Source organism: Agrobacterium sp. 20P9.1.2, from assembly GCF_057799395.1.
This window is the reverse complement of record NZ_JBYOKI010000010.1, coordinates 34,989-47,254: the sequence shown is the minus strand read 5'-3', so window position 1 is coordinate 47,254 and position 12,266 is coordinate 34,989. Positions and strand designations below refer to the sequence as shown.

Below are 12,266 nucleotides of genomic sequence, written 5' to 3'. Positions count from 1 at the left end.
TTAACCGAAAAACGCAAACAAAACTACCTGTCACCGGCGCAATGAACTTCTGGTCTGCGCGATCGAAGCAAGAAGGGCCGCGCCGACTGGAATGATATCATCGTCAAACTCATAGGCTGGATTGTGCAGGGGAGCAGTGTTTTTCTGGCCTATGAAAAAATATGCGCCAGGAACGATGTTCAACATATCTGCAAAGTCTTCACTCGCCATGAACGGTGGGCAATCTGCCGCCACTTGACTTGCTCCAAGCAGCGAACTTGCGATGTCGACCACGGCTTGTGTCTGATCGGGATGATTAGAAAGCACGGAGAAGACATCTCGGATATCGACGTCAATCTCTACGCCGTAGAGTTCTCCGCAGCCTTTTGAAGCCTGACGCATCCTTTCGCGGATGAGCATTCGCGTCCCTTCATCCAGAGCGCGGATCGTTCCACCAAACTCCACGACGTCTGGGATGACGTTATATGCTGATCCAGCCACAATCTTTGTGACCGAAATAACCGCCGATGAAATGGGAGAGATGTTTCGCGAGACAATTGTCTGAAAGGACTGGATGAGTGTGTTCATGGCAATGATAGGGTCGATTGTCGTGTCGGGCAGTGCTGCGTGGCCTCCCCTGCCCTTTATGCGAATATCGAAGAAGTCTGCCCCGGCCATCGCAGAGCCGCTGGAGATCGCAACCATGCCTTTTGGATGATGGGGTGCGTTGTGAAGCGCGTAGATTTCATCACAGGGGAACCGGTCGAACAGGCCGTCGGATATCATCGCCCTCGAGCCGCCCAATCCTTCTTCAGCGGGTTGGAACACGAACATTACAGTTCCTGAGAAATTCCGGGTTTCTGAAAGGTAGCGCGCAGCTCCGAGGAGCGTGGTCATGTGTCCATCGTGCCCGCAACCATGAAAGCGATTGTCATGGCGAGACCGATAGGGAAGATCGGTCAATTCCTGCATCGGCAAAGCATCCATGTCCGATCGCAAGGCAATCGTCGGGCCTTCACCATTTTTCAGCAACCCCACCACGCCGGTCTTGCCGATGCCCCGATGCACTTCTACGCCCATGTCCTGCAAATGCGTTGCTACGACATCTGAGGTTCGCTCTTCCTCGAAGCCGATTTCCGGATGAGCGTGGAGATCATGGCGGATGGCGACAAGGTACGGAAGAAAGCTCGTAATGTGATCGATGATTGACATGCGCTTCATTCCTTAGGCTTATCCACGGCGCTCGTGGCACGCAACATCAGTTCCGCTCGTTGTTGGCTCAAGTCGAGGTCGGTCTGTCCAGCACCGCTCGACTTTGATCGGGCAGCGGCTGACAAAAGGACAGCCAGCTGGTGAAGCAAGTGGACTTGGAATTTCGCCGGACAGAACGATCTTCTTGCGTGCTCTTTGCGCCACCGGGTCTGCCAGTGGAATAGCAGATATCAGCGCCTCAGTATAAGGATGGCGTGGCGCTCCGTACACATCATCGGTTTTACCACGTTCGACGATCGTGCCGAGATACATGACCACCACTTCGTCGGCGATATGGCGAACGACCGACAAATCGTGAGAGATGAATAGATAGCTCAGATTCAGGTCTCGTTGCAGTTTCATCAGGATGTTGAGGACTTGCGACCGGATCGAGACATCAAGGGCCGATACGGCCTCGTCACACACGATCAATTTGGGAGATAGGGCAAGCGCTCTCGCAATCACCACGCGTTGCCTTTGGCCACCCGATATTTCGTTGGGAACACGGCTGGCCTGCATGGCTGAAAGACCGACCATCTCCATGAGTTCGGCCACGCGCCTGGCGCGATCCGGCCGCGACCAGCCACGGATTTTCAGTGGTTCGCCGATGCTGTCGGCAATGGACATCTTGGGATTGAGTGCGGCACTCGGATCCTGAAAGACGATCTGCATCTCGCTTGAGATGAGTTCGTGTCGTGCCTTCGGCTGCATCGAACTCAGAGGCTTGCCATCAAAATGGATTTCGCCGCTGGTGACGGATGCAAGACCCAGAATTCCGTACCCGGTCGTGGACTTGCCGCACCCGCTTTCGCCAACAAGCGCAAGAGTCTTACCGCGTTCGATGTCCATCGAGACGCCATCCACGGCCTTGAGGACGGCGCGTCCGCCAGATGCTGCGGGCTGGCTGACATTGAAATGTATCTTGAGGTCTTTTACGGAGAGAAGGGGTGAAGTCATGCCAGTTCCACCGTTCTTTCAGCGTGCCAACATTCACGCAGGTGAGTGTCTCCGCCGACGGCGCGGCCATTCGGCGCAGGTTCTGTGGCTGGCTGTATTTCGCAAATCGCATCGCTCAAGGGACAGCGATTGCGGAAACGACAGCCAGCAGGCCAGTTGCCAACATCGGGAACTGTGCCTTTTATTGTGTTAAGTTCTGTTTTGCGTGTCCCAGAAAGCTTGGGGATCGTCGTCAGCAGAAGTTTTGTGTAGGGATGCGCTGGCGCGGCAAACACGTCGTCCACCAAACCTGTTTCCACAATTCTGCCCGCATACATAACGGCCACGCGGTCAGCCATCTCGGCCACGACGCCCATGTCGTGGGTAATCAGCAGGATGGACATGCCGGTTTCCTGTCGGAGGCTCTTCATGAGGTCGAGGATGGACGCCTGGATGGTCACATCAAGCGCCGTCGTCGGCTCGTCGGCAATCAGAAGTTTCGGCTTGGAGATCAGCGCTGCCGCAATCGAGACACGCTGGCACGTGCCGCCGGAGAGCTCGAAGGCGTACTGGCTGTAGCGTCGCTCAGGGTCGGAGATACCGACGCGGCGCATGATCTCGATGGCCGTCTCTTTGGCTTCGGCCTTGCCGGTTCCGCGATTAAGAATGAGAGCTTCGGCAATCTGGTCACCGACATGCATCAGGGGATTGAGCGCGGCAATCGGCTCCTGGAAGATCACCGACATATTGGCACTGCAAAAGGCTCGTCGGTCTTTCGGACTCAGATTGACGACATCCCTATCGGCAATCCGCAGATTTCCCTGCATCTTAGCCGCATCTGGTAGGAGCCCCAGAATAGACAGTGCCGTCATGCTCTTGCCACAGCCACTTTCGCCGACGATGGCCAGTATCTCGCCCTGCTGTATTGAAAGGTCAATCCCATCGACAATCGCGGCGCCATCGATGCTGACGCGTAGCCCTTCCACATTCAACAGCGGCACCGATTGCCCAACCATCACGTTGCCTCCTTGCCGGTCTTGCCCTCAGCCGCCACATGGGCCCAGGGGCTGTAGGGGTGCGCCTGGCCGACACGCATGCCGTCGCTTCTGATCATCACAGCCGACGGGATCGCAAAATTGACCGGGTAGAGCGCATTGTCGACAATCTCTACCGGATAGTGTTTGGATACGGCAGCGGCGATGTCGTCCGCATCGCGTTGGTCGATCTTGATCGTCGGCGTGCTGCTGTCTATGCGGGGGCGATGAAATGCGTCTTCAAGCGTCAATCCGTAATCGACAACATAGGAAACAAGCTGCGTCAGCGCCGGGAAAATCTGGCGACCACCCGCGGCGCCGATGGCCATAAACGGCTGTCCATCCTTGCGCAGTACGAGCGGGCACATATTGGCAAGCGGCTTCACACCTGCAGCGATAGAGTTCGGGTGGCCCGGACGCGGATCGAACCACATCACGCCATTGTTCATCAAAAAGCCGGTTTCCGGCAAGGCGACCTTCGATCCGAACCGGGACAGGAGCGTGTTTGTCAGTGAGACCATGTTGCCATGGGCATCGACCACGCTGATATGGCTCGTGCAATCACCATCTGGTGTCGCCGCCTGTCCCATCGTGGTCAGCCTTTTCCGATAGGACGTGCGTGCCACGGTGGCATAGGCAACGGCTGAGGTCGCATCCGGCGTTGCCTGAGCCGAAAGAGAATTCGCAAGCAACTCCATCGCGTCGATAAAGCTCGGCCCGCCGCTCAATCCCGGCATCACATTAATTTCGACCCCACGGTAATCCATCGTCCTGGGTTCGACCCAGCGCGGCTGGTAGGAGGCGAGATCTTGCAGATCGATGGGCGAGCCACCCGCGTTCAGGTCACGCACCAGACTTTTGGCGATATCACCTTCATAAAAGTCACGCGCACCCACTTCTGCCAGCCGCCTCAGAACCTTCGCTTTGGCTTTCATAGGACGATAGACGTCTGCGGCACGGTCCGAAGTGCGGGGCGGTTTTCCATTCTCCATGAAGAGATCAGAGGTCGTCGGGAACGTCGACAACGTTGCCCACTCGGTCGCGATACAGAAACAGGAATACCAGTCCATCAGCAGACCGCGCTCGGCGTGCTTTATGGCAGGCGCGAGTGCCTCGGCCCAGCTCAATGTCCCAAAGCGCACGAGTGCCTCGGAAAAGCCTGCAATGGTTCCCGGGACGCATATGGATGAGTAACCGATGAGGTTACGGTCGTCTTTCACACCCGGCCAATTGAACCAGTCACCGCCTTGGTCGCCAGTGATCGGATAGCTCTCCGGGTTCAGTCTGCGCGATGATTTCACACCAAAATCAAGACCATGGACCTCGCCGGTTTTCACGTCCGCATGGAGCAGAAACCCGCCTCCGCCTATGCCCGAAAGCCATGGCTCCGCGATGCTCAGGACAAGGCCTGTGACGACTGCGGCATCCATGGCGTTTCCGCCTTTTGCCAGAACATCCGCCCCGGCTTCCGCAGCGAAACGGTTCTGGGCCGAAACGATGCCGGCGCGACATTCGACGGAAGGTTTCAGTATTGTCCAGGTCTGCATAAGGCTATTCCATGTTTGTGCGGGTTTTGAAACCCACCGGTATTTCGGCATCGACGTGATATCTGTCGCGATTGGGCGAGTTTAGGTGATGTCTGGCGATGTCGCCGACGGTGGCGATCCACACGGCTTTTTCCTGCGTGACGAGGTCAAGCAGCTTTTCGAGGAGATGGATGCGGTGCGCCCTTCCGGAAATCCAGTCATGGACGGTCAGCATCAGCATGCCACCGTAACGGTGCAGGTTTTGCCACTCGTCACGCCATATTTCGAAAACAGCCTGTGGCGACGCCGGTGGCCAGTGGTCAACTCCGCCGCCTAAAAATTTGAAATAGATGGCGTCATCGATTGCCCATTGCACCGGAACCTCAGCGACATCGCCAATGGTGTAAGGGTGGTCAAACCCCGACAGCGATGTATCGTAAAGCCCGTTGCGGTTGATTTCCGCCAGCATATGAGGCGTCAACTCCCAAGCGGGTGAACGGAAACCAGCTGGTTTCAAACCCGTTTGACTGTGAAAAATCTCCAGAGATCTTTCAAGCGCACGGGAGAACTCATCGTCGCTGGTTTGGGAAACGATTTCATGAAAGTAGCCATGCAAACCGATTTCGTGGCCTCGCTCGACCATAGCTGGCAGCAGCTCAGGATAGAACTCGGCCACTGAACCCGGCACGAAAAAACTGCCTTTGATGTCGTATCGATCCAGCAAGTCAAAGATGCGCCAGATCCCGACCCGGGGACCAAAGCGCCGCTGCTCCAACTGACCAAGATATCGTGGAGACGCGTCGTCCCGGTTCTGCCAGAGCCACGGGGAATCGGCATCGACATCGACCGAAAAAGAAAAGGCGCTGTTCTTGCCGTCAGGCCATTGATAGTTAGGCCATGGACCTAAATTCTTCAAATGATTTGTCAAAGCGCGGTCCTCTTGTCTTGAAAGACCGTCATCACCCCTGCGGAATTGCCTCCATCGACGGTGAGCGTCGCGCCGGTCACATAAGCTGCGGTGTCACCAGCGAGGTAAAACAGCGCGTCGGTGACATCCTTTGCGGACGATGCCCTGCCCAGCGGGATGGTGTTTGTCACGGTATTGACGTGGTCATCGGTGAGCTTGCTGACGGCGCTGCCTGCTGCAAAGCCGGGCTCGAGCGCATTTACGCGAATGCCATATTCCGCAAGCTCGAGAGAGAACCCTTTGGTCAAGCGATCGAGCGCTGTCTTCGAAACGCAATACGGAACAACGGTGCGACGCATCTTGCGGGCGGCACCAGAGGAGATGTTGACGATATTGCCCCGCACCTTCTCCTTGATCATCAACAGAGCCATGCCGCGCGTAATCGCAAAGGGAGCGCGCAGATTGATGTCGAAAATCTGGTCCCATTCCGCGACATCGATATCCAGAAGGAAGCCGCTTGGGTAGATGCCGGCATTGTTCACGACAACATCCGGTGCACCCCAGTTGTTTCCGACAGCGTCCACAAGTCCCTGGATAGACTGTGCATCCGTGAGATCGCAGGTGTGAACAAACGATTGTTCGGTCAGGCTCAGCCGTGCAGCAAGTGTGTCGAGTTCTGCTGTTCGGGCATCGGTGAGACACAAATGCGCACCTGCTGAATGGAGCGCCTCGACAATCCATTGACCGATGACGCCACACGCACCTGTCACAACGATCCGTTTACCGGAAAAACCGCTACTCATAGAACTACCTCATTTTGGGGTCGAAGCGATCACGAAGCTGGTCGCCGAGCATGTTGACGGAAAGGACAAGGAGAAACAGGCAGATGCCGGGGAACGTGGCGATCCACCAGGCGGTGGCCACATAATTGCGCCCCACGCTGAGCATCGCGCCCCAGCTGGCGGTGGGTGGTTGGACACCCAGTCCGAGGAAAGAAAGCCCCGCCTCAAACAGCACCATGAGGCCAAACTCCAGCGTTGCGACAACGATCAGCGCACCCATGATGTTTGGCAGGACATGGCGCAGAAGAACGTGCAGCGTACCGGCACCCATGAAGCGCGACAACCGCACATAGGGCATAATGGCGACGGACAGAGTCTGGCCGTAGGCAACACGGGCGTAGCGTGGCCAGCGTGTCAGCGCCAGGACGATCACGACATTGACGAGGCCGGGACCAAGGATCGCGACAGTTATGATGGCCAGCAGGATGGCTGGAATGGAAAGGAAGATGTCGGTCAGGCGCATGATGACCGTCTCGACCACGCCACGGGCGTAACCAGCGATCATTCCAAGCGCAGTGCCGACGATGCCGGAGAGGATGACAGACGAGAACGCAACGAAGAGCGACACGCGTGCGCCATATATCAGACGGCTTACTAGATCACGACCAAGCTCGTCGCTGCCCAGTGCGTAAAACACGTTGCGTGCGGTTGTGCCCGGGACTTTCAGTCGCCCCAGAAGATTTTGTGTGTTGGGATCATAGGGCGCAATGAGGGGTGCGAAGATGGCAGCCAGCACGAAGAGCGCCATGATGATGATGAATGGCAGCGCCCTAAGATTGCGACGCAGACGTCTGGGGTTTGTGCGCGGAGATGCCGCCGATACTGCGCCGCTCATCGCTTGATCTCCAGTTTGATGCGCGGATCGACAACGCTGTAGAGAACGTCTGCAAGGATGTTCAGCGCGATGGTCACGAAAGCCCCCATGATGACGACGCCCTGAACGATGAGAAAATCGCGGGAAATGATAGACTGCACCGTCAGCTGCCCAAGGCCCGGCCATGCAAAGACCGTTTCCACGATCACGGCACCGGCGAGAAGATTGGAGATTTCGAGTGCGGCGACGGTGATGACGGATATGGATGCGTTTCTCAGAAGATGTTTGACCACCAGTCGCCCCATCGGCACGCCACGGGCGCGTGCTGTCCTGACATAGTCCTTGGAGAGTTCATCGATCAGCGCCGTGCGCGTCACACGGGCAAAGGTCGCCATGCTGATCAGCCCTAGTGCAATGGAGGGCAAGATGAGGTGTTCGAAACCGCCTGCCGATGACGGCGGCAGCCAGCCGAGTTTCACGGCAAAAAACATGATGAGCAGAATACCGCTCCAGAATGTCGGGAGGCTTTGCGCCGCCAGCACAACGCCAGCCAGAAACACACTGACCGGATTGCGGTGAAACAGCGCTAGAAAGATTCCGACCGGAATACCGATGCCACAGGCTACGAAGAGCGCGCCACCGGCGAGCATCAATGTGTAAGGCAGTCTCGACGCGATGATATCGATTACCGGCACGTTCTGGATGATCGATCGCCCGAAATCGAACCGCATCAGGTCCAGAAGAAAGGAAGCATATTGAACGAGAAGCGGCCGGTCGAAGCCGAGGGAACGCCGCATCGCTTCGATATCTTGAAGCGATGCCGTTTCGGGTACCAGCAGGAAGGTCGGGTCGCCCGTCAGACGCTGAAGAAAGAAGATGAGCGTCGTGACGCCGAAAACCACGACCAAAGCCTCGCCCAGTCGTTTGATAAGAAAATGTTTCATGATGCTGCCAACATCAGTCAGCCCACGTCATGCGGTTGAGGAACATGCTTTCATTCGGCGTCGGCTTCCATTGAAGCTTGTTCGAAGCACCGTAGATGATCGCGGCCTGATAAAGCGGAATAAGGTAGTTCTTTTCCGAGTTGATCTGCTGCACGGTTTTATAAAGCTCCAGCCGCTTGGCCTCATCAAGCGTTTGCCGCGCTGCGACCAGCGCCTCGTCAATCGACTTGTCGCCTGCCGTGGCCCAGCCACTGGTGGAATTCAGCGTCGGGAATAGAATGCCATCGGCATCCTGACAGGCGCAGGACCACCGGCTGAACGCCGTTGCCGGGACGGTCGCTGGCCCGCCTTGCATCTGCTTCAACCAGGTTGCCATGTCGGTCATCTGGATTTGCGCATTGAGGCCTACATCGGTCAGCATCTGCTGTAATGCCTGCACGACGCGCTGGTCATACACGGGTGACGTCAAAAGTGGGATCGGCTGTGCTGCCGCCGAACCCGCGGCTGCAATCAGTTCCTTGGCTTTGTCTGGATCGTAGGGTGTGGAGGACAGACCTGCTACCCAGCCAAAATGCGCAGGACTCATGAATTGATCGACTGGCTTATCATATCCACCAAGAATACCCTGGGTGATGCCCTCCTTATCAATAGCGTAGGCAACAGCTTTACGCAGGTCGGCATTGTCCATTGGAGCCTTTTGAGCATTGAAGGCAAAATAGGCGACCCGTTCGGTCAAGACAGACAGTGCTTTGCCGTAGGCAGAGCCTTCAAGCTGGGCGGCCAGGTCGGAATCGAGCGTGACGACAAGATCTGCAGCTCCGGCCTGAATATTGGCAAGGCGCGTGGCTGCATCCGGGACAGCACGAAATGTCACTTCCTTGAACGGTCCCTTGTCACCCCAGTAGTCTGCATTGGCCTCGACGACGACTGCAACGCCGCGATCCCAGCGCTTGAATTTATACGGCCCGCTGCCAACCGGATTGAGATTGAAAGCGTCCTTGCCAACTTTTTCAACGGTATCCTTCGGCAGCACAGAAAGCTTCACCAACTGCGCGAGCAGGGCCGGATAGGCACCGTCTGTCGTCAGCGTGACCTTTGACGGGCCTGTCACCTCTGCATTCACGATCTTATTGAACTGGCTCAGCTGTGGGCTTGCGAAAGCAGGATCGATGATCCGCTTCACGCTGAAGGCCACATCTTCCGGGGTCAGCTTCTGACCGTTGTGAAAGGTCACATCGTCGCGAATGGTGAACTCGATCCTCGTATCGGACAGATACGTCCACTCGGTCGCCAGTTGCGGAACGATCTTGCCGTCATCGTCGCGTGTGACGATGTTGTCGAAGATGTTTCGATAGACGAAATAGCTGTCTGGATTCCATTGCAAATGGGGATCCAGTGACGACGGCTCGTTCACCAGATTGACCGTGAACATATCGTTAGCCATCGCAAATTGCGGGGTGGCCGTCGAAAGCAACCAACCTGCGGCCACGGCAAGCAACCCGTTCCTCACGTTTTTCATGTTCGTTCCCTTTATACTCGAAGCTTTCTGCTTCTTTGAGCTGGTGCCAGATACGCTCTGGCAAGCGTTCGATACGATGCCTCAATCACTCCATGTCATGCGGTTCAGAAACAGGCTTTCATTCGGAGTCGGCGTCCATGCGAGGTGATTGGATGCGCCATAGATTGCGGCCACCTGGTAGAGCGGGATCACAGGGATGTCGCTTGCCACCGTTTCATGGACCTTCTGGTAGCTTTCCAGACGCTTGCCTTCATCGAGCGTAGAGCGGGCATCCGCCAGTTGCTTGTCGACCTCGGGATTTCGATATGTGGACCAGATGTTCTTGGAATCCAGAAGCGGGAAGAGAACACCGTCGACATCCTGGCACGCGCAAGACCAGCGGCCATAGCCCAGCAAGGATGCGGTTTCTGGACCACCCTGAGAGCGCTTCAGATAGGTCGCCATATCCGTCATTTCGATTTCGACGTTAAAGCCGACATCGGTAAGCATCTGCTGTATGGCCTGCACCACACGCTGATCGAAGACCGGCGCCGTTGCGAAATTGATTTTCGCCTTCGCAGCTTCTCCGGCATCAGAAACGATCTTTTTAGCCTGATCAGGATCGAACGTGGGCCCTTTGATGCCATCGACCCAGCCAAAGTGAACCGGCGTTGCAAGCTCGTCGACTGCCTTGTCGTGACCGCCGAGAATGCCCTCAATCAGCCCTTCCTTGTCGATTGCATGAGCGACGGCCTGACGCAGCTTTACATCGTTAAAAGGAGGTTTTTGCGTATTCAGGCGCAGATAGGCGACACGTTCCGTAAGCGCCGACAATGTTTTGGCGGAAGCGGAGCCTTCCAGCTGCGCTGCAAGATCGCCATCGAGAGTGACGCCGAGGTCAGACGTCCCGGCTTGGAGGTTGGCCAATCGGGTAGATGCGTCCGGCACGGCCCTGAACGTCGCCTTTTCAAATTTACCTTTTTCACCCCAATAGTTATCGTTACGCGCAAGGGTGACGGAAACACCACGTTGCCACGATTCGAATTTGTAGGGTCCGCTGCCAATCGGCTGCAAATTGAAGGCGTCTTTGCCAACACGCTCGACAATCGCTTTTGGCACGATAGACAATTTAACGAGCTGAGCAAGGAGCGCAGGGTAAGGACCGTCCGTTGTCAGCGTTACGGTATTCTCAGCGGTCGCCTTCGCATCAATAATCTTGTTGAACTGGCCGAGCTGTGGACTGCCGAATTTCGGGTCAGTGATGCGCTTGACGCTGAAGGCAACATCATCCGCTGTCAGCTTGGAACCGTCGTGGAACGCGATGTCATTGCGTATCTTGAACTCGATCTCGGTATCGGACAGATATTTCCATTCGGTGGCAACCTGCGGAATAATCTTGCCGGCGTCATCGCGGGTGACAAGATTATCAAAAATATTTCGATAGACGTAGTAGCTGTCTGGATTCCACTGCACATGCGGGTCCAGCGATGATGGCTCGTTGACGAGATCAATCGTCAGGGCATCCTTCGCCCAGACCTGGCCAGCCATGGGCGCGGTTAAGAGGTAGACTCCCAAGACCGAAACAAGCATTTTTCTGCGAAGCGAATTTGTCATTGCTCATTACCCTTATTTTCGGAATTCGACGGGCCTAAGAGGATGTGTGATGCAGCACTGGGGTCGATGGAGGGCTGCTCACTCATCCGGCTGGCAAAGGCAGGCTGAGGCAGTGCTGATGTGAAGGTTTTCGATCGCAACATGTGATCGACAATGTATTCGCGGAACCGCTGCACATCTTCCAACAGGAGGTTCTTTGCAGCGGCGTCATCGCCATTCTCAAGGACATAGACCAGAGCGGTGCGGGAGGAAGAAACGTAGCTGGGATGTTTTCCTTCGAAGTAAGACAGCAGCCTTGCGGAATGATCTAGGGCGCCATTAAGCCACTGTACGACTATTTCTCCGCGCCGCCTTGCTAGAAGATTTAGGAAGGAGCGGTCGAGCGCTCTGGCTGCTAAGACAGTCTCAGCCTCTGAGCGACCAGCTAGAGCGTCAAGTTGAGAAGCGATAATCCTGAAACTTGCCGACTCCTCTGGCGAGAGAACACCCTTAGCTAACTGGGATTCGACGACATTCAGAGCTTCTAGAATGTCTCCAATTGCCGCGCCGGTGATAGGGGCAACCTGCCAGCCATTTCTTGGAATCGCAGAGATGAACCCCTCCACTTCCAGTCTGGCAAGGGCGTTCCGCACGGCAGCTCGACCCAGACCAAAGCGTTCCGAAATGTCGCCTTCAGATACCGCGTCTGCTGGTGCCAGCTCACATTCGATCAAAGCTCGTTTTAAGCGTTTAAAGGCAAATGCGTTCTTTCCTTCGGGTTGAAGGGCGGGATGGGCGAAGGGTGATGATTGATCGAGCATGCAATAACGATATCGAAACCTTAAGATTTCACAAGGTAAAAAATGACATCTCACAAGCCATTTTTGGAATATTTAGTTTTGTTGATCCCTTTGCCTCTGGGGTCTCTTTTGTTCAGCCGGA

General features: G+C 55.9%; 11 protein-coding genes. All 11 read right to left on the bottom strand.

The window, feature by feature from the left end; all coding sequences use genetic code 11:
- Positions 1-30 precede the first annotated feature (30 nt).
- On the bottom strand, positions 31-1,191 hold the full coding sequence (locus AC27VJ_RS21440; RefSeq protein ID WP_488685727.1) for a M20 aminoacylase family protein: 1,161 nt from the start codon (positions 1,189-1,191) through the stop codon (positions 31-33).
- Positions 1,192-1,209: 18 nt separating this feature from the next.
- Entirely contained in the window at positions 1,210-2,187 is a 978-nt protein-coding gene (locus tag AC27VJ_RS21435; protein ID WP_488685726.1) for an ABC transporter ATP-binding protein, read from the bottom strand.
- A complete protein-coding gene (locus AC27VJ_RS21430) occupies positions 2,184-3,182 on the bottom strand; it encodes an ABC transporter ATP-binding protein (protein ID WP_488685725.1) in 999 nt (332 codons plus the stop codon). Before AC27VJ_RS21430 ends, AC27VJ_RS21435 begins: the two co-directional genes overlap by 4 nt.
- Entirely contained in the window at positions 3,182-4,747 is a 1,566-nt protein-coding gene (locus tag AC27VJ_RS21425; protein ID WP_488685724.1) for a gamma-glutamyltransferase family protein, read from the bottom strand. Before AC27VJ_RS21425 ends, AC27VJ_RS21430 begins: the two co-directional genes overlap by 1 nt.
- Positions 4,748-4,751: 4 nt before the next feature.
- Positions 4,752-5,654: a polysaccharide deacetylase family protein gene (locus tag AC27VJ_RS21420; RefSeq protein ID WP_488685723.1), complete on the bottom strand. Its 903-nt coding sequence runs from the start codon at positions 5,652-5,654 to the stop codon at positions 4,752-4,754.
- Complete coding sequence (locus tag AC27VJ_RS21415; RefSeq protein ID WP_103660289.1) at positions 5,651-6,436, bottom strand: SDR family NAD(P)-dependent oxidoreductase; 786 nt, start codon at positions 6,434-6,436, stop codon at positions 5,651-5,653. The genes AC27VJ_RS21420 and AC27VJ_RS21415 overlap by 4 nt, the downstream gene beginning before the upstream one ends.
- A gap of 4 nt (positions 6,437-6,440) precedes the next feature.
- Entirely contained in the window at positions 6,441-7,310 is an 870-nt protein-coding gene (locus tag AC27VJ_RS21410; RefSeq protein ID WP_488685722.1) for an ABC transporter permease, read from the bottom strand.
- Positions 7,307-8,233, bottom strand: coding sequence for an ABC transporter permease (locus AC27VJ_RS21405; protein WP_488685721.1), 927 nt, complete (start codon positions 8,231-8,233; stop codon positions 7,307-7,309). Before AC27VJ_RS21405 ends, AC27VJ_RS21410 begins: the two co-directional genes overlap by 4 nt.
- Positions 8,234-8,246: 13 nt before the next feature.
- A complete protein-coding gene (locus AC27VJ_RS21400; protein ID WP_488685720.1) occupies positions 8,247-9,752 on the bottom strand; it encodes an ABC transporter substrate-binding protein in 1,506 nt (501 codons plus the stop codon).
- 81 nt (positions 9,753-9,833) lie between these two features.
- Positions 9,834-11,345 (bottom strand): ABC transporter substrate-binding protein, encoded by a 1,512-nt coding sequence (locus AC27VJ_RS21395; RefSeq protein WP_488685719.1) that lies wholly within the window; start codon positions 11,343-11,345, stop codon positions 9,834-9,836.
- The gene (locus AC27VJ_RS21390; protein WP_488685718.1) at positions 11,342-12,145 is read right to left on the bottom strand and encodes a GntR family transcriptional regulator; all 804 of its coding nucleotides are present in this window, start codon (positions 12,143-12,145) and stop codon (positions 11,342-11,344) included. The genes AC27VJ_RS21395 and AC27VJ_RS21390 overlap by 4 nt, the downstream gene beginning before the upstream one ends.
- Between the last annotated feature and the right edge of the window lie 121 nt (positions 12,146-12,266).